This window comes from Dactylosporangium sucinum, from assembly GCF_014647515.1.
Lineage (GTDB): Bacteria > Actinomycetota > Actinomycetes > Mycobacteriales > Micromonosporaceae > Dactylosporangium > Dactylosporangium sucinum.
In genome coordinates, this window is the sequence record NZ_BMPI01000015.1 from 172888 (window position 1) to 190830 (window position 17943).

Annotated in this window: 11 protein-coding genes, 1 tRNA gene and 1 pseudogene; 7 read left to right on the plus strand and 6 right to left on the minus strand. The window is 73.9% G+C overall.

What is annotated here, in order from left to right; translation table 11 throughout:
- The first annotated feature begins 22 nt into the window (after nt 1–22).
- Nucleotides 23–268 carry a zinc-binding dehydrogenase gene (locus IEZ31_RS17975; RefSeq protein ID WP_229835353.1) on the plus strand — a complete coding sequence of 82 codons (246 nt, stop codon included), beginning with the start codon at nt 23–25 and terminating at the stop codon, nt 266–268.
- Here the strand turns inward: IEZ31_RS17975 and IEZ31_RS17980 are convergent.
- From IEZ31_RS17980 to IEZ31_RS18000, 5 genes are all read right to left on the minus strand, one after another.
- A complete protein-coding gene (locus tag IEZ31_RS17980; protein ID WP_190251019.1) occupies nt 265–888 on the minus strand; it encodes a carbohydrate-binding protein in 624 nt (207 codons plus the stop codon). The two genes, IEZ31_RS17975 and IEZ31_RS17980, sit on opposite strands and share 4 nt — an antisense overlap.
- The gene (locus IEZ31_RS17985) at nt 870–1517 is read right to left on the minus strand and encodes a response regulator (RefSeq protein ID WP_229835355.1); all 648 of its coding nucleotides are present in this window, start codon (nt 1515–1517) and stop codon (nt 870–872) included. The genes IEZ31_RS17980 and IEZ31_RS17985 overlap by 19 nt, the downstream gene beginning before the upstream one ends.
- On the minus strand, nt 1514–2656 hold the full coding sequence (locus IEZ31_RS17990; RefSeq protein ID WP_190251020.1) for a sensor histidine kinase: 1143 nt from the start codon (nt 2654–2656) through the stop codon (nt 1514–1516). The genes IEZ31_RS17985 and IEZ31_RS17990 overlap by 4 nt, the downstream gene beginning before the upstream one ends.
- A gap of 165 nt (nt 2657–2821) precedes the next feature.
- The gene (locus IEZ31_RS17995; protein WP_190251021.1) at nt 2822–3247 is read right to left on the minus strand and encodes a PPOX class F420-dependent oxidoreductase; all 426 of its coding nucleotides are present in this window, start codon (nt 3245–3247) and stop codon (nt 2822–2824) included.
- Nucleotides 3248–3334: 87 nt separating this feature from the next.
- Nucleotides 3335–4708, minus strand: a complete 1374-nt coding sequence (locus IEZ31_RS18000) for a DUF1996 domain-containing protein (RefSeq protein ID WP_229835357.1) — start codon at nt 4706–4708, stop codon at nt 3335–3337.
- Between the two features lie 288 nt (nt 4709–4996).
- On the opposite strand from IEZ31_RS18000, the gene IEZ31_RS18005 reads away from it, so the two are divergent.
- Both IEZ31_RS18005 and IEZ31_RS18010 read left to right on the plus strand, forming a co-directional pair.
- On the plus strand, nt 4997–6697 hold the full coding sequence (locus IEZ31_RS18005) for an IlvD/Edd family dehydratase (protein ID WP_190251022.1): 1701 nt from the start codon (nt 4997–4999) through the stop codon (nt 6695–6697).
- A gap of 196 nt (nt 6698–6893) precedes the next feature.
- Nucleotides 6894–9068, plus strand: a complete 2175-nt coding sequence (locus IEZ31_RS18010; protein WP_229835358.1) for a putative bifunctional diguanylate cyclase/phosphodiesterase — start codon at nt 6894–6896, stop codon at nt 9066–9068.
- Nucleotides 9069–9285: 217 nt separating this feature from the next.
- Here IEZ31_RS18010 and IEZ31_RS18015 read toward each other — a convergent pair.
- Nucleotides 9286–9381, minus strand: a tRNA-Sec gene (locus IEZ31_RS18015).
- A gap of 28 nt (nt 9382–9409) precedes the next feature.
- Here IEZ31_RS18015 and IEZ31_RS18020 point away from each other — a divergent pair.
- From IEZ31_RS18020 to IEZ31_RS18035, 4 genes and pseudogenes are all read left to right on the plus strand, one after another.
- Nucleotides 9410–10186 (plus strand): alpha/beta fold hydrolase, encoded by a 777-nt coding sequence (locus IEZ31_RS18020; RefSeq protein WP_190251023.1) that lies wholly within the window; start codon nt 9410–9412, stop codon nt 10184–10186.
- Nucleotides 10183–13251 carry an AfsR/SARP family transcriptional regulator gene (locus tag IEZ31_RS18025; RefSeq protein ID WP_190251024.1) on the plus strand — a complete coding sequence of 1023 codons (3069 nt, stop codon included), beginning with the start codon at nt 10183–10185 and terminating at the stop codon, nt 13249–13251. Before IEZ31_RS18020 ends, IEZ31_RS18025 begins: the two co-directional genes overlap by 4 nt.
- 70 nt (nt 13252–13321) lie before the next feature.
- Nucleotides 13322–16750, plus strand: coding sequence for an ABC transporter ATP-binding protein (locus IEZ31_RS18030; RefSeq protein ID WP_190251025.1), 3429 nt, complete (start codon nt 13322–13324; stop codon nt 16748–16750).
- A gap of 669 nt (nt 16751–17419) precedes the next feature.
- Nucleotides 17420–17943, plus strand: a pseudogene (locus tag IEZ31_RS18035) (hypothetical protein); the annotation flags it as partial.

Below are 17943 nucleotides of genomic sequence, written 5' to 3' on the forward strand. Positions count from 1 at the left end.
CAGCCTTGATGCATCGCGCGTGATGCATCAAGGCTTTCACGTCGAGCGGGACGAGCCGGAGGCGGACGGCGAGCGGGTCCGGGTGCGGGTCACCGCCACCGCCGTGAACCCGGTCGACTCCGCCGTCCTGGCCGACCTGCTGGCGCGGCTCGCGTCCGGCGCGTTGCGCACCCGGATCGCCGACCGGCTGCCGCTGGCCGGCGCGAGCGAGGCGCACGCCCGGGCCGAGGCCGGGGGCTTCCGCGGCAAGCTGATGCTGCTGCCCTAACCGACGCGGATGGCGTTGATGTCGGGGGCCGAGCCCGCGTCGTTGAAGAAGCGGATCCAGGACGTGCCGGCCGGGACGTGGACGCGCAGGTCGACGCGGGCCGGGATCAGCCAGTCCCGGGCGCCGGTGAGGTTCAGGGTGTGTACCGGCCCGTCGTTGACGGTGACCATGAGGGTGCGGGGCTCCGCGGTCTCGTAGGTCACCGTCAGGGTCCGGGTGCCCGCCGCCGGCACGTCCGGGACGCGGATGGCGAGGGTGTTCGGGCCGCCGATGTAGCCGACCCGGCTCCCGCCCTCGCACGACGGGCACTCGATGATCCGCGCGCCGTTGCGCAGGTTCGCCGGGTCGGCCGCATGCCGGGTGATCGGGACGAAGCCCCGCGGCGAGACGACAGCGGACAACGATGCCGCCGGGGACGGCGCGGACGGGGACGGGGCGGCGGCAGCAGGGGGCGACGCAGCGGCCACGGTCGGCGGCTCGGGCGACGGCATCACCAGCGGAGGAACGAACGCCGCCGTCGCGGCGAGTGCCGCGAACAGCGCCGCCCAGCCCAGGCGCCGCCCCGCGATCGGCCGCGAGCCGGCGGGGCGGTCCCCCGCCGTCACCGGTGGCCGGTCCACCGCAGGACCGCCTCCGTGCGCGAGCCGACCCGCAGCTTCGCGAAGATGCGGTGCAGGTGGTTCTTCACCGTCTTCTCCGTCAGGAGCAGGCGGTGGGCGATCGCCGCGTTCGACAGGCCCTCGGCCAGCAGGTCGAGCACGTCGCGTTCGCGGGTCGTCAGGCCGTACCGCGTCTGGACCAGCCGGTGCCGCTCCACCTCCCGCTCCCGGGTCACCTGCTCCCGCACCGACGCCGTCGCCACCGCCGCGGCCGCCGGGGAGAGCCAGCCCTGCCCGGCGGCGACGGCGAGCACCGCGCGGCGCAGGTCGGCCGGGTCGAACTCCCCGTGGACCAGGTAGCCCCGGGCGCCGCCGCGGAGCATGTCGGCGATGAGCCGCGGGGAGCCGTCGCTGGTCAGCACCAGCACGCTCGTGTGCCGGCTGAGCTCGGCCAGCACCGAGAGCCCGTCGGCCACCGGCATCCGATGGTCGAGCAGCGTCACCGCCGGGCGGGCGGAGCGGGCGCCGGCCACCGCCTGCCGGCCGTCGGCGGCCTCGGCGACCACGGTCAGCTCGTCGGCGCACTCGAGGTACTCCCGCAACGCCCGCCGCACGATCGGGTTGTCATCGACGATCATCACGCTCGTCACGGCACCAGCACCTCGACGCTCGTCCCGGCGCCGGGCGCGGAGACGACCCGCAGCGAGCCGGACACCGCGCGGGCCCGCTCGGCCATGCCCACGATCCCGTACCGGTCGGAGGCGCGCAGCTCCAGCAGGTCGGCCGGCACGGCGAAGCCGCGCCCGTCGTCGCGGACCAGCAGCCGCAGCCCGCGCGGGCCGCCGGACAGCCGGACGACGATCCGCCCGGCGCCGGCGTGGCGGGCCGCGTTGTGCAGCGACTCCTGCAGGATGCGGCAGATCTCGTACCGCACCGCGACCGGCGGGTCGACGTCGGCGACCACGACGTCGACGGGAACGCCGGTGCGGCTCGACCACCGCGAACAGATGCCGGACACCGCCGACGCGAAGTCCTCGTCGGGCCGGTCCAGGCGCAGCCCGTCGACCAGGTCGCGCGCCTCGCGGGCGGCCGCGGCGGCGCCGTCGGAGACGGTCGCGGCCAGCCGCTCGGCCAGGTCGGGGTGGCGGCGCAGCGACTGCGGCAGCGCGAGGGCCGCGAACGACACCCCGCGCAGCGTCTTGGCGACCGAGTCGTGCAGCTCGCGGGCCAGCCGCGCCCGCTCGTCGGCCGCGGCGGTGCGCTGGGCGGCGGCGACGACCTCGACCGACAGGGCGACCGAGCGGGTCAGCGCGGCGGTCCCGGCGGCGGCGCCGGCCGCGGCGAGCGGGCACGCGATCGGGAAGGTCAGCACGAAGCCGGCCAGGGTGGGATCCGTCGTGGCCAGAACGGACCCGGCCACGACGTACCCGGCGGCGGCGTGGACGGCGGCCACGGGGAGGGCGCGCAGGCCGAGCAGGACGCCGGCGAGGGCGGAGGCGCCGGCGGCGGCGCAGAAGTACGCCACGCTTCCGTGGCTCAGTGCGAGCACCGCCACGACGACGAGGGAGTCCACGGCGAGGATCGCGGGCACCCGCAGGACCACCCGGGGATCGCGGGCGAGGAGCACCAGCCCGGCGGCCGTGGTGGCGGCGACCAGCCCGGCCACCGCGAGCACCGGTCGCGGGTCGGCGACCAGCCGCAGCCCGGTGGCGGCCGCCACGACCGTGACGGCGGCCCGGCCGAGCAGCACCGCCCGCCCGAGCGCGGCCCGCGCCACCGATGGGTGCATGCGGGGGACTTTACAACCAGGATCCTCGATCTCAGGGTGGCGGGAGACGCCGGCCGCGGACCATCACCTGGCGCCGCCCGATCTCGGCGCCGGCGCTGGTCACCTGGACGCCGTCGACGAAGTACCAGGCGGCCACCCAGGGCGATCCGTTACACCACCCCGGTGTCAGCGGACCTGGGCGCCGTACACGTGGTCGACGGTCATCGTCATCAGGACGCGGCGGTCGGCGACCATGACCGCGCGATACTCGGCCCAGTCGGGGTGCTCGCCCGCGGCCCGCCGGTAGTAGTCGACCAGGGCCTCGACCTCCGGGCCGTCCGGGTCGTCGCTCGGGCCCGTCAGCGTGGCCACGCCCTCGGCCGTGGCCCACGACCAGCCGTCGGCCGCGGTGACCTCCAGCGTGGCGCGCGGGTCGCGGCGCAGGTTGGCCGTCTTGGCCCGGCCCTCCGTCATCGAGACGTGGATGACCCCGCGCTCCGGGTCGTAGAACGGCGTCACCGGCGAGAGCTGCGGGCGGCCGTCGGCCTTGATCGTCGCGAGGATTCCGAGGCGGGCGGCGGCGAGCAGCTCGCGCGGGTCGAAGTTCGTCACGACCTGAACGTTAACACCCGTGTGAAGCTGTGGCCGGGATGCGGGTTCCTACCCCCGGCTCGGGGATAGGAACCCGCCCGCCCGGGGTTAGAACGTGCCGGCGGTGTTGCACTTCGCCTTCTGCACGACGCAGTTCTTCACCCGCTTGGCCTGGGCCGCGTTGTCCCAGGCCAGGAACGAGTCGCCGTGGAAGGAGGAGGCCATGCCGGAGGAGAGGGTGAACCCGTCGGCCGAGCCGCTCGTCGGGTAGGCGAGCACGAACGAGATCGACGGGATCGCCACCGGGAACGCGCCGCCGCAGGTGCCCGTGTAGCTGTAGGCGACGTGCGAACGGTGGTCCGGGCTGTCCAGGTGCGTGCCGTCCCAGCAGTCCTGGAACACCAGCTGGAACATGAGCGTCGCGCCGGGTGCGCACCGCGGCCAGTTCCCGTCGGCGCTGCGCCCGATCTCGCCGCCGGGCCCGGCGCAGTAGAACTGGTTGACCGAGCCGGCGGGCGTCGCCTGCTGCAGCTTCGCGTCACCGGCGATCATCCGGAACCCCTGCGGGAACGGCACCGTCTTCGACGAGTCGGTGAGGCGGGACCCGTAGTAGACGACCACGCCCTTCGGTTCGACGGCCGCCCCGCGCTCGTAGAGCGTCGGCACCCAGTAGGCGGACAGGTCGGGGGCCGGCGCACAACTGGTCCCGGCGTTGGCCAGCAGCGTGTCGGCGGTACTGCTGGCGCTGGTGCTGCGGTTGCCGAGGAAGCTGTGCATGTGCGACGCGCCCGGCAGGCCCGGGAAGACGATCGGGTCGTCCTTGAGCGAGTGGCTGTAGGTGCAGGTCGCGTTGAACTCGGGCACCCGGACGGCGTCGGCGGGCGCGGGGTCCATCGGCAGCGCGTTGAACGCGGCGAGCTGCGCGTTCCACTTCGCGGGGTCGACGTCGACCCACCCGGTGGGCTGGGCGGTGCCGCCGCTCGCGAACGAGAACCAGTTGATGTTCACGAAGTCGGCGCCGCCCGGGCTGCGCATGACGGCGAAGACCGGCTGGCTTCCGGTGGGGTGGGTGGCGACGGTACCGCTGAGCGTCGTCCACGCCTGCCACCCGCCGGTCGCCCCGATCGTGAACTGCGTGAGCACGGGCCCGGTGACCGACCCGGTGCGCAGCTCGACCGTCCCGCCTCCGACGGCGGACGCGACGCGGGCGCCGACCGTGATCGGCCCGGCGGCGCCCAGGTCCACGCCGTCGTACCGCAACCAGTCACCGTTGGCGAGATACCCGACGGCCTGGCCGCCGCCGGCGTCGACGGTCCCTTCGACCTGCGCCCCGGACTGCGCGGCGAAGGCCTCGGCCTGGACGGTGACCGACGTGGCGGCGTTCGCGAGTCGCATCGTCGCGACGGTGGCGGCCGCCAGCGCAATGCAGACGATGCCGGCGATCCGCACGAGACCGGAGCGCCGGCGTCTGAGCTCGGACACGGTTCCTCCTAGCTGTTTCGGCCCGGCGGCGAGGGCGGTCCGCCGTGGTTGACGGGGCCCTCACGCTAAGCGCGCCGGCGCCCCGCTGGCGTGAGCCTTTGGACCCACGAGAGAGCGCTCTCTGTGCCCAATTCCCGGGTATCGTGCTTGCACTTGCGGCTAGGCAGGCGCCCGCCGCCGCCTTGTGCGTCGATCTTGCAGTCGTGGTGCCGGGACACTCCGTGAACGTCCGGTTTGTCAGGCACCACAACTGCAAGATCGACGAGGATGGACCACGGAGGGGACGGTATGCGCAGCGCGCAGTGGTACTCGGGGGACGATCGGAACTCCTACATCCACCGCGCCTGGATGCGGCGCGGGCTGCCGGCCGACGCGCTCACCGGGCAGCGGCCGCAGATCGCCATCGCCAACACCGCCTCGGACCTCACGCCCTGCAACAGCCACCTCGACGAGGTCGCCGAGCACGTCAAGCGCGGCGTCTGGGAGGCCGGCGGCGTCCCGCACAACCTGCCCGTCGTCTCGATCGGGGAGACGCAGGTGCGGCCGACCGCGATGCTCTGGCGGAACATGGCCGCGATGGCCGCCGAGGAGATGTTCCGGGCCAACCCGGTCGACGGCGTCGTGCTGCTCGGCGGGTGCGACAAGACCATCCCGGCGCTGCTCATGGCCGCCGCCTCCGTCGACCTGCCCGCGCTCGTCGTGCCCGGCGGGCCGATGCTCACCGGGACGTTCCGGGGCACGCCGCTCGGCTGCGGCACCGACGTGTGGCGGCTGTCCGAGGAGGTCCGCGCGGGGACGCTCTCGGAGCAGGCGTTCCTCGACTCCGAGTCGTCGATGATCCGCAGCCGGGGCCACTGCAACACCATGGGCACGGCGTCCACCATGGCCATCATGGCCGAGGCGCTCGGGATGACGATCCCGGGCACGGCCGGCATCCCGGCGCCGGACAGCCGGCTGCTGGTCCGGGCCCACGAGGCGGGCAAGCTCGCCGTGCGGCTCGTCGACGAGGGCGTCCGGCCGTCGCGGGTCATCAGCGCCGGGTCGTTCCGCAACGCCATCGTCGCCCTGGCCGCGACCGGCGGGTCGACCAACGCCGTGGTGCACCTCCTCGCGATCGCCGGGCGGGTGGGGGTACCGCTGAACCTTCAGGACTTCGACGACCTCGGATCCGACGTTCCCCTCCTCGTCGACCTGCAGCCGGCCGGCCGGCACCTGATGGAGGACCTGCACCGGGCGGGCGGGCTGGCGGCCGTGCTGCGGGAGGTCGCCGACCTGCTCGACCCGGACGCGCTGACGGTGACCGGTCGGCCGTTCGTCGAGCATCTCGCGGAGGCCGAGATCTGGGACCGGGAGGTGATCCGCCCCCGCGAGACGCCGCTGCAGCCGGCCGCCGGGATCGCGGTGCTGCGCGGGAACCTCGCGCCGGACGGCGCCATCATCAAGCCGGCGGCCGCGTCCCCGCACCTGCTGCGGCACCGGGGGCGGGCGCTGGTCTTCGACTCGATCGAGGACTTCCACGCGCGCGTCGACGACCCCGAGCTGGACGTCGACGCCGACAGCGTGCTGATCCTGCGGGGGTGCGGGCCCAAGGGGTACCCCGGAATGCCCGAGGTCTCGAACATGCCCCTGCCCGCCAAGCTCCTGCACCTGGGCGTGCGCGACATGGTGCGCATCTGCGACGGCCGGATGAGCGGCACCGCCTACGGCACCGTCGTGCTCCACGTGGCGCCCGAGGCGGCGGCCGGCGGGCCCCTCGACCGGGTCCGCACCGGCGACTGGGTCACGCTCGACGTGCCCGGCCGCACCCTGCACGTCGAGGCCGACCTCGACGCCCGCGAGCCGTCCGAGGCGTTCCGGGCCGCGCTCGCCCGGCCCCGGCGCGGCTGGGAGCGGCTCTACGTGCAGACGGTCATGGGCGCCGACACGGGCGCCGACCTCGACTTCCTCATCGGGGCGAGCGGCGACGCGGTGTCTCGCGAGTCGCATTAGGCCCTGTTGCACACCTGGGGTCGGAGCGCGGCGGAGTCCAGACTTCTCCTGGCGGTGCCCCGCGGAAGTCCGGCTGCCGGTGTTGTAACCGGGCTTTCGCGGGGTGCCGCCAGGAGAAATCTGGACTCCGCCGCAGCCCGGCCCCAGTTGTGCAACAGGGCCTAAGCTGCCCGAACCGCCTGCCGATGGTGTACGAGTGCGGGACAGGTTGTGGCTTTTGTGGGCGTTCATCGGAGCGGCGGCGACGGCCGGCTACTTCGCGCTGCCCGCCCACACGCTGCCGCGCAGCCTCGCCTACGACGCGATCGGCTTCGTCTCGGCGCTGGTGATGCTCGCCGCGGCCCGCCGCAACTCCCGCACCAGGCGCCTCGCCTGGCTGCTCATGGCGGCCGGCACCGCCGTGTGGTCCGGCGGCGACTTCGTCTACACCTACTACGAGTACGGCCTGCACGCGGCGCCGTTCCCGTCGTTCGCCGACGTGCTGTACCTCAGCGCCTACCCGCTCATGATCGGCGGCCTCTTCCTGCTGGCCCGCGACCGGGGCCGCGGCCGCGCGGTCATCGTCGACGCGGCGATCGTCGCCATCGGCGCCGGCCTGGTGCTGTGGACGTTCGTCATGCAGCCCATCGCCCAGGACGCCAGCATCTCGGGCGGCACGCGGCTCATCGCGCTCGCGTACCCGGCGGCCGACGTGCTGCTGCTCGCGATGGTCGCCCGCCTGCTGGTGTCCGGCGCCGCCCGCGACCCGAGCGTCCGGCTCCTCGTCGCCGCGCTGGGCCTGCTGCTGGCGGCCGACATCGCGTACTCGGTCGTGAACGCGTACACCTCCTACGACGGCGGGTTGTTCGACGCCGGCTGGCTGCTGTCGTACGCGCTGTGGGCCGCGGCCGCCCTGCATCCGGCCGTCCGCGCGCCGGCCGGCCCGCCGCGGCCGGACAGCGGTCGCCCGCGGCTGGTCCTGCTCGCCTGCTCGTCGCTGCTCGCCCCGGCGATGCTGCTCGTGCAGGGCCTGCAGGACCCGCGCGCCATCGAGTGGCAGGCCGACGGGATCGGCGCCGGTGCGCTGTTCCTGCTGGTCGTGGCCCGGATGGCCGGGCTGGTGCGGGAGGTGCACACGCTCGCGATGCGCGACGAGCTCACCGGGCTGGCCAACCGGCGCGAGCTGGAGCACCGCATCCGGGCCGCGCTCGGCACGGGTGCGGAGGTCGCGCTGATCGACCTGGATGATTTCAAGGGGATCAACGACCGGCTCGGTCACGGCGTGGGCGACCGGCTCCTGGTGGCGGTCGGCGAACGCCTCACCGCCGCCGTCGCTCCCGGCGGCACCGTGGCCAGGCTGGGCGGCGACGAGTTCGCGGTGCTGTTGTCCGCTTCGCCGGCGGCGCTGGTGACCGTCCTGTCCGAGCCGTTCGTGATCGGCCCGCACCATCTGCTGGTCCGGGCCAGCGTCGGCGTGGCCGACTGCCGCGGCACCGATGACCCGTTCGAGCCGCTGCGCCGGGCCGACGTGGCGATGTACGCGGCGAAGGTCACCGGCGGGCGGCACGTGCGGTACACCCCGGAGCTCGACGCCCGGTCGAGCGAGCAGGCTTCGCTGGGCGCGGCGCTGCGGTGCGCGCTGGACGAGGGCCAGTTCTTCCTGGTGTACCAGCCGATCGTCGCCCTGCCGTCGACCCGCGTCGCGGGCGTCGAGGCCCTGGTCCGCTGGCGCCACCCGGTCCACGGGCTGGTCAGCCCGGCCGACTTCGTGCCGGTGGCCGAGCACAACGGCCTGATCGTCGAGCTGGGCGCGTGGATCCTCCGCGAGGCCTGCACGCGCATGGAATCATGGCGCCGCGCTGACGATGCCTCGGCCCCGGCGAAAATGAGTGTGAACGTGTCGGCGCGCCAGCTGTCAGAGCCCGACTTCGCCCAGGTTGTCGCAACGGTACTGCGGGAGACCGGCCTGCCCGCGTCGTACCTGGCACTTGAGGTGACCGAGACGGCGGTCTTCGACAGCACCGTGGCCCTCGACACGCTGCGCGCCGTGAAGGCCCTGGGTGTGCGCATCGCCCTGGACGACTTCGGCACCGGCCACTCGTCGCTGGGCCTGCTGCGCACGGCGCCGGTCGACATCCTGAAGGTCGACAAGAGCTTCATCGACGACCTGGCCGTCCCGGGAGCCCAGGCGGCGATCGTGACCGCCTTGATCGACGTGAGCAACCACCTGGGCCTGACGGCGATCGCCGAGGGCGTGGAGACCCCGGAGCAGGCGGAGCGGCTGGTGGCGATGGGGTACCGGTTCGCGCAGGGCTACCTGTTCGGCCGCCCGACCCCGGACCCGGACTTCGCCGCGCCCCTGGCCCTGGCGACGGCCGAACCGCACCCGTAGCGGCCACCCACGCTCATGATCTGTGGGAACATCTGGCGGCCAGGACGACCAGAAGTTTCCAGCCATCATGGCGGTCATCGCCGGAGGGCGGGCGCTGCGGGCCGCGCGGACGTACAGGCCCCGGCCGGCGTTACCGGCAGGTCATGACGAGGTCGGGTACGCCGAGAGGCTCGGGCCGCAGGCCCGGTCGCCGGGGTTCGCACGTAGCACAGCTGGTTGGCGGAGACGGACGGGAATCGAACCCGCCTGGCCCGGATGCCGGACCACCTCGGTTTTGAAGACCGGGAGGGGCACCAGCCACCCGCACGCCTCCACCGCCACCCTAGCAATACGCTCGGACCATGACGTACGCCGACGTGAACGGGGTTTCCCTGTGGTTCGAGGAGTTCGGGGAAGGCGCGCCGCTCGTCCTCCTGCACGGGGGATTCTGGTCGATTCCCCTCTTCGGGGACCTGCTGCCCGCGCTCGCCGCGCGGCGGAGAGTCGTCGCCGTGGAGTTGCAGGGGCATGGGCACACGGCTGACGTCGAGCGGGCGCTCGCCTACGAGACGCTGGCGGACGACGTGGCGGGGCTCGTGGCCCAGCGATTCGGCACGCCCGTCGACGTCATGGGCTACTCGCTCGGGGCCGGGACCGCGCTCCGGGTCGCCATCCAGCATCCCGCGCAGGTCAGGAACCTGGTCGTCGTCTCCACCGCCGCCAAGAGTGCCGGGTGGTATCCCGAGGTCAGGGAGGGGATGGCGCAGCTCGGACCGGCGGCCGCCGAGCAGATGCGCCAGAGTCCCCTCTACGCGCGATACGAGGCCGTCAACCCGCGGCCCGAGGACTGGCCCCGGCTCGTGACCAAGATGGGCGAGATGGTGCGCAAAGAGTATGACTGGTCGGAGGAGATCGCCGGTATCCGAGCCCGGACCATGCTGATCTTCGCCGATGCCGACTCCATTCCGGTCACGCACATCGCGGAGTTCTACGGGCTGTTCGGCGGTGGGCAGCGCGACGCGGGGTGGGACGGGGCGCTGCGGGCCGCGGCCCGGCTCGCGGTGCTGCCGGGGAGGACCCACTACGACGTCATGGCCGCCCCCGAGCTTCCCGCGCTGGTCGACGAATTCCTCGCATGATGGATATCAGACTGCTCGGGCCCCTGGAGGTCAGGGACCGCGAGGGCAGGACCATCGACATCGGCGGCGCGCGGCTGCGGCTCCTGCTCATTCTACTCGCCCTGGAGCCCGGGAAGGTCGTCACCGCCGGGCGGCTCATCGACGGCATCTGGGGCGACCAGCCGCCCGCCGGCGCCGGGAACGCGCTGCAGTCGCTGGTCTCGCGGCTGCGGCGGCTGCTGCCCGACGGGGTCCTGCACGCCCGGCCGGCCGGGTACCTGCTCGACGTCGACCCCGACGACGTCGACTGCTTCCGGTTCGAGCGACAGCCCCAGGCAGCCGGGGAACTGTGGCGAGGGACCGCGCTCGCCGACGCGGGCGACGCACCGTGGGCGACGAGCTGGCGGGTCCGGTTCGACGAGCTGCGACTGACCGTCGCCGAGGCCGGGACGCCGGACATCCCCGAGCTGGAGGCGCTCGCCGCCGCCCACCCGCACCGGGAGCGCATCGCCGGGCTGCTCATGCGCGCGCTCCATCAGCAGGGTCGCACGCCCGAGGCGCTCATGGTGTTCGAGCGGTACCGCCGGCGCCTCGCCGACGAGCTCGGGACCGACCCGGCGCCGAGCCTGGCACGGCTGCACCTCGAACTGTTGCGGGCCGGCGAGCCCGCCGTCCAGGGCAACCTCCGCACCCCGCTGACCAGCTTCGTCGGGCGGGACGTGGAGGTACGCAACCTGGCCCGGACCGTCGCGTCGAACCGGCTGGTGACGCTCGTCGGGCCGGGCGGGGCGGGCAAGACGCGCCTGTCGCTGGAGGCCGGCCGGGCGCTCGCCCCGGCGCCGCCCGACGGCGTGTGGCTCGTCGAGCTGGCCCCGGTCACCGCCCCGGCCGACGTCGTGCAGGCGGTGTGGGCGGCGCTCGGCATGCGCGACCCGGCCGGCGGCGCCGCGCCCGGGCTGCTGGCGGCCGGCCGCGACGGGTCCGACTCGACCGGCCGGCTGTGCAACGCGCTCGCGCTGCGGCGCCTGACGATCGTCCTCGACAACTGCGAGCACGTGGTCGCGGCCGCGGCCGAGCTGGCCGACCGGCTGCTCGGCGCCGGCCCGGACCTGCACGTGCTGGCCACCAGCCGCGAACCGCTCGGGATCACGGGCGAGGTGCTGCACCCGGTCGAGCCGCTGCCGCTGCCTCCCGCGGACGCGGATCCGGCGAGCGCCCGGGACTTCGCGTCGGTGCTCCTCTTCCTCGATCGGGCGGCATTGGTACGGCCGGAGCTCGCGACCGATCGGGACAGCGTTGCCGCCATGGTCCGCATCTGCCGCGCCCTCGACGGCATGCCGCTGGCGATCGAGCTGGCCGCCGCCCGGTGCCGCACGCTGGCGCCGGCCCAGATCGCCGACCGGCTCGACGACCGGTTCCGGCTGCTGACCCGCGGCAGCCGCACCGCCCTGCCCCGGCACCAGACCCTGCGGGCGACCGTCGACTGGAGCTGGGACCTGCTCGACGCGGCCGAGCGGGCGATGCTGCGCCGCCTGGCCGTGTTCCCGGGCGGGGCCACGCTGGAGTCGGCCGCCGCCGTCTGCGACCCCGGCGGCGAGCTCGGCGACCCCCTCGAACTGCTCACCACGCTCGTGGACAAGTCGCTGCTGCTCGTCGACGACGCCGGGCGGTACCGCATGCTGGAGACCATCCGCGCCTACGGCCTGGAGCGCCTCGACGAACAGGGCGAGACGGCGGCGCTGCGGGCCCGGCACGGGGCGTGGTTCCTCGACCTGATCGAGCGGCTGGAGGGCCGGCTGCGCACCCGCGACCAGCTGGCGGCGCTCGCCGCGATCAGCGCCGAGCACGACAACGTCCACGGCGCGCTGCGCCGGGCCATCGCGGACGGCGACGCCGCGACGGCCACCCGGTTCGTCGCGGGCGTCGGCTGGTACTGGTGGCTCGGCGGCCACCGGGTCGAGGGCGCCGCGCTCGCCGCCGCCGCGCTGATGCTGCCCGGCGAGGTCGACCCCGACGTGCGGGCCCTCGCCTGCGGGGTCGCGGCCGTCAACGGGTTCGACGGGCTCGGCGACACGACGATGCTGAACGACTGGTTCCGGGAGGCGCTCACCTACCGCGGCCCCAACTCGATGTTCCGGCTGTTCGAGGCGGTCGCCGGCCTGTTCCGCGACGGCCCGACGCCCGAGGTCATGGCCCGCATCGAGCGCCTCGCCGACGACCCCGAGCCGTGGACGGCCAGCCTGGGCCACCTGCTGCACGGCCACACGCTGCTCAACGTCGGCGGCCGGTTCGGCGAGGCGGCCGGCGAGTTCCGCGCCTCGCTGGACGGCTTCCGCGCGCTCGGCGAGCGGTGGGGCATGGCGTTCGCGCTCGCGGCGCTGGCCGAGGTCATCGCCCGGGACGGCCGGCACGAGGAGGCGATCGGGCACTTCGAGGAGGCGCTGCGGTACCTCCGGGAGCTCGGCGCCACCGAGGACCGCCCGGTGACCGAGGTCCGGCTGGCCCAGCTGTACGGCCTGCTCGGCCGGTTCGACAAGGCGGAGGAGACGCTCGCCGAGGCGCGGCGCACGGCGCAGCGGTCGGGGGTGCCGGACAGCATCGCCTTCGTCGAGTACGCGTTCGCGCACCGGGCGCTGCGCCTCGGCGACCTCGACCAGGCCCGGGCCCGGTTCGCGCACGCCCTCGCGCTGGTCGGCGACCACCGGGTCTCGCCGCAGATGATGGCCATGCTCACCAGCGGGCGGGCGCTGCTGCTGGCGCTGGACGGCGACCGCCCGGCCGCCGGCGCCGCGCTCCGGGAGGCCTTCGCGCACGCCCGCGCATCGTTCGACGCCCCGGTCGTCGGCACCGTCCTCGACGACGCGGCCGAGATCGCGCTGCTGCTCGGCGACCCGGCCCGGGCCGTCACGCTGGCCGCCGGGGCCGACGCGGTGCGCGGCGGGCCGGACCGCACCCGGCCGTGGACCGCGGCGGTCGCCGCCCGGGCCGGCGCCGCCCTCGGCGACGCCGACCGGGCCGCCGCAACATCGCTCGGCGCGGCCACCACGATCGACACCGTCGATCGATTGTTGGCGGCGCCACAGTAAATTCTGTTGAGCCGGACCCGGGATCGGTGGAGGCTGGTACACCGCCACCAAACACCCCGGGGGATCCACCATGCGCCTGATCCGTGACCTCTGGGCCACGTCACCGGGCCGGACCGGTGTCGTGGCCCTCCTCATCGTGTTCGGCGCCGTCGGCCAGGCCGTGGCCGCGGCCGTCGGTGGGGCCGTCCTGATCCATCGATCATGGACTATGTTCGCGGTGCTGGCCGTGGCGCTCGCCGCGGCCGTGCTGACCGATCTCGCGGTATCGCTCATCATGGCCGGACTGACCGCCGACTGGGCCGCCGACGTTCGTCGGCGGCTCTGTCGTGTGGCCTTCGGTCAGGACCTGCCGACCCTGGAGACCACCCCGGTCGGCGAGCTGCTCGACCGCATCGACGGCGATGTCTACCAGGTCGCCGCCGAGCTGCGCAACAGCGGCGTGCGGATCGCCCAGTCGGTGGCCTTCACCGTGCTGTCGATCGGCACCACCCTGTTCGTCTGGTGGCCGGCCGGCGTCGGCATGCTCGTGCTGACCGCCGGGCTGACCATCGCGCTGCGCAAGCCCACGGCGAAGATCGCCTCGCTGCGGATGGGCGAGGAGGAGGCCTGGAGCGATCTCGCCGCGGTCATGGAGGAGTCGATCCACGGTCAGGACGACGTGCGGACCACGCTCGCCCGGCCCTACGTGCTGCGTCTCTACGCGCGGCGGGCCAGCCGGGTGCTCTCCCGCGGCCGGAAGGTGTGGAACCGCTCGGCCGCGGTCACCGCGTCGGCGTCCGGCGTCGTGCGGCTCGGCATCGCCCTGGTCGTGCTCGGCGGCGTGTGGGCGCTCGCGACCGATCGGATCGACGGCGCTCAGCTCACGGCCGTGTGGCTGCTCGCGCTGGGCTTCGGCGCCACCGTCGAGCACACCAGCCGGATGGTGCCGGAGCTGCAGTACGCGCTCGGCGCCTGGGGCCGCGTCCAGCTGCTGCGCGACTCGAAGCAGGAGCCGGCCGGCGGCGTCGCGCCCACGCCCGGTGACCTCAGCGTCCGCGGGCTCACGTTCCGGTACGGCGAGACGGCCCACCGCCCGGCGCTGCTGGACGTCTCGCTGACGTTCCGCCGCGGCCGGTCGTACGCGCTCGTCGGCCGGACCGGATCGGGCAAGTCGACGCTGGCCAAGGTCCTGACCCGGGCCGTCGACCTGCCGCGGGGCACGGTGTTCCTGGGCGACACCGATCTCCTCGACATCGACGTCGAGCAGCTGCGCAGGTTCATCGCGGTGGTACCGCAGCGCACCGAGATCCTGGCCGGCACCCTGGCGGAGAACATCGCGCTGTTCGACGAGGACCTCCTCGACGCCGCCGCCCGGGCGGTCGACGAGCTGGGCCTCGCCGGCTGGGTCGCCGACCTGCCCGACGGCCTCGACACCCGGCTCGGCGAGGGCGGCCACGTGCTGTCGGCCGGGCAGGAGCAGCTCGTCGCGTTCGCCCGGATCACGGTCCGCGACCCGCAGGTCGTGATCCTCGACGAGGCGACGGCGCGGCTCGACCCGGTGACCGAGCAGCGGGTGCAGCGGGCCACCGAGCGGATGCTGCGCGGGCGGATCGGCATCATCGTCGCCCACCGGCTGTCGTCGGTGCGCAACTGCGACGAGGTGGTGGTCCTCGCCGACGGCCAGGTCGTGGAGGCCGGGCCGCTGGCGGCCTCTTCGCGCTTCGCGGAGCTGCTGGCGACGAGCGGTGCCTCGTCCCCGGTCGTGCCCCGCAGTGCGTGGCCGACGTCCCTGCTCGACGCCGTGAGCGTCCCGAAGGCCGACCCGCCGCCGCTGCCCGACCTGCCCAGGGCGCGCACGATGTGGAACATCTTCAAGCTGGCGACCAACGACGCCCGGTTCGGGCTCCTGTCGGTGCTGATGTTCTCCGTCATGGTGCTGCTCGGCCTCGATGGCTCGGTGCTGCCGTGGCTCTGGGCCGACCTGGTCGACGGCGCCGGCGACACGCTCTGGCCGGCCATCGGGATCGTGTGCGGCCTGCTGCTGCCGCTCGCCCTGCCGTACTACACGGGCAAGTGGTTCCCCGAGTGGTGGGTCCGCCAGCTCCTGCGCATCAGCCTGCGGCTCGTGCACGGGCAGACCGGCCCCCGCCGGGTCAGCAAGCACACCCCGGCCGAGGTCGTCGCGCAGGGCGGTGACACCGAGCGGGTGGTCGTGCTGGCCGACAACCTCGTCGACCAGTGGATCTGCCTGTTCGTGCTGGTGTCGATGACGGTCGTGTCCGGCTCGATCGTGCCGGCGCTGTTCATGGCCGGGACGATCGTGCTGTCCGGGCTGGCCGCGACCCTGTTCGGCCCGTCGCTGAAGCGCTCGGCGCAGAAGACGGTCGCCGCGCGGGCGGCGTTCGCCACGTCGCTCGTGTCGTCGCTGTCCGCGGCGCGCACGGTCAAGCTGGCCGGGGCCACCGTCCCGGTGCTCGCCCACCTGGCCCGCCTCGACCGGGTCCGCAGCGACCGCCAGCGGTTCGAGATCTCGGTCCAGGTCTGGGCCCGCTCGACCCCGGCCCTGGCCAGCGGCCTGCTCCCGATCGGGGCGTGGGCGCTGCTGCTCACCGGCGCGCTGTCCCCGGGCGCCGCGCTCGTCGCGGTGTCGACGCTGGGCTCGGCGCGCTGGTTCGCCTGGACCACGGCGTCGCTGATCTCGCAGCTGCCGTCGGCCCGCGTGTGGACGCGCCGGACGGTCGCGATGAGCGGCGTCGGCGAGTACGCGGCGGCGGTCCAGGGCGTCGACCTGTCGGCCGGCACCGCGCCGGCCCCGAAGGCCGCGCCCCGCCACCCGCTGCGCCGCCTCGACCTGGACGGCTTCACGGCCGTGCACGAGGACGGCACGGTGGCGGTCCGCGACCTCGACCTGTCGATCGAGCGCGGCCAGCTGGTGCTGGTCGTCGGCCCCGTCGGGTCGGGCAAGTCGAGCCTGCTGCGCGCCCTGGCCGGCATCGTCCACCACACCGGGAAACTGAAGTGGAACGGCGAGCCGGTGACCGAGCCGGAGATGTTCCTGCGCCCGAACCAGATCGGCTACGTGGCCCAGCTGCCGCGGGTGCTGTCCGGGACGGTCGCCGACAACATCCGCCTGGGCCACGAGGTCGACGCCGACAGCGCCGTCTCGACGGCCCAGCTGGAGCACGACCTGGCCGCCGCGGGCGCGGGGCTGGGCCTGCTCATCGGCCACAAGGGCACCCGCCTGTCGGGCGGCCAGCTCCAACGCCTGGCGCTGGCCCGCGCCCTCGCGCCCCGCACGGAGCTGCTCATCGCCGACGACGTGTCCTCGGCCCTGGACGTGACGACGGAGCTGGCGCTGTGGAGCGCCCTGCGCGAGCACGGCGTGACGGTGATCGGCTCGACCTCGAAGCGAGCGGCCCTGACCCAGGCCGACCGCGTGGTGGTCCTCCAGGACGGCACCGCGGCGGCCCAGGGCACGTGGCACGAGTTGGAGCACCGCTGGGGCCACCTGGCCGGCTGACCCCGCCGACAGTTCTTTCGGCGGGGTCAGCCCCCGGTGTTGCCGGTGGTTCCGGATTGCGCCGTGGTCGCTGCGCGGTCGGGCGCCGGTTCGCCCGATGGTGCGCGGAAGTTGCGCCCGCCCGGGAACAGTTGGCCGGCTCGACATCGTTCGCCCGCCGGCACTTCGCCACCCGCCCGGCCGTCGCTGGAATTCCCGAGCCGCGACCATGAGGTCGAACGGCCCGGTGGCGGTACGGTTCATGGCATATTTCCGGCGACGCGGATCGCCATTCTCCAGCACTCCCCGAATGTGACCTGGACCACTCCTGACCTGCACCGATATGCCGGATCCAGGGCTTATGTGGGCTTTCTTTGTCGTGCTGCTTCTTAGCCCCGACTTAAGAATGCTAAAGGTGGCAATTCATCTACGCATCAGGATTCCATTCCCCCGTTGCGCCGTGGCATGCTTTCGACGGAATGGTTACGGCATGGTCTCGGACGGCGCCAAAACGACGACGCCCATGACGCGGCCTGTTTCGGGTTATCCGGAATGGACAGTCGCGTCGCCGCAGACAAAGGAAAGTCGCAGTTAGGAATGGAACCCCAACCGCCTTTCACGCCGAAAAGCTCCGACAGGCCAATGGCCGTCGACTGACGGATGTCGACTGACCGGGAGGATTCCCACAGTATGAACCCGCACCACACCTCACCGACCCCCGCCGACGGGCTTCCCCAGCTTCCCGCCGCCGGGTCCCCGCTCCACACCGCGGCCCGCCCCAGCTCGATGCGCCGCCGCGCGGGTGTCGGCATGATCGCGATGGCGCTGCTGGCCACCGGCGGACTGACCGCGTGCAAGGACGGCTTCCCCGGCACCGGCGCGTGGCCCGGCGCTTCCGCGAGCACCGGCACCGGTCCGTCCGCGTCCGCCGGTCCGAGTGGCCCCTCGGCCTCGGTCACTCCGGTGGCCTCGGCCTCGGCCTCGCCCTCCGGCTCCAAGTCCCCCACGCCGGCGAGCTCCAGCCCGACGGCGCAGCCCAGCTCGACGACGCAGCCCCCGGGCGGCGGCAGCTCGCCGACGTACACGGTGGCCGGTTTCCCCGCCGCCCACAACACCGGCTACCCGCAGGGCCTGGCCGGTGACACGCGCAAGAAGGTGACGCTCACGCCGTACACCGGCCCGATGACCATCACGGTCGCCGGCACGGTCATCGA

What these genes read in the sequence shown, in the direction of transcription:
- IEZ31_RS17975 (WP_229835353.1), top strand. Translation starts at nt 23, where the DNA reads ATGCATCAAGGCTTTCACGTCGAGCGGGACGAGCCGGAGGCGGACGGC.
- IEZ31_RS17990 (WP_190251020.1), bottom strand. Translation starts at nt 2,656, where the DNA reads ATGCACCCATCGGTGGCGCGGGCCGCGCTCGGGCGGGCGGTGCTGCTC.
- IEZ31_RS18005 (WP_190251022.1), top strand. Translation starts at nt 4,997, where the DNA reads ATGCGCAGCGCGCAGTGGTACTCGGGGGACGATCGGAACTCCTACATC.
- IEZ31_RS18020 (WP_190251023.1), top strand. Translation starts at nt 9,410, where the DNA reads ATGACGTACGCCGACGTGAACGGGGTTTCCCTGTGGTTCGAGGAGTTC.
- IEZ31_RS18025 (WP_190251024.1), top strand. Translation starts at nt 10,183, where the DNA reads ATGATGGATATCAGACTGCTCGGGCCCCTGGAGGTCAGGGACCGCGAG.
- IEZ31_RS18030 (WP_190251025.1), top strand. Translation starts at nt 13,322, where the DNA reads ATGCGCCTGATCCGTGACCTCTGGGCCACGTCACCGGGCCGGACCGGT.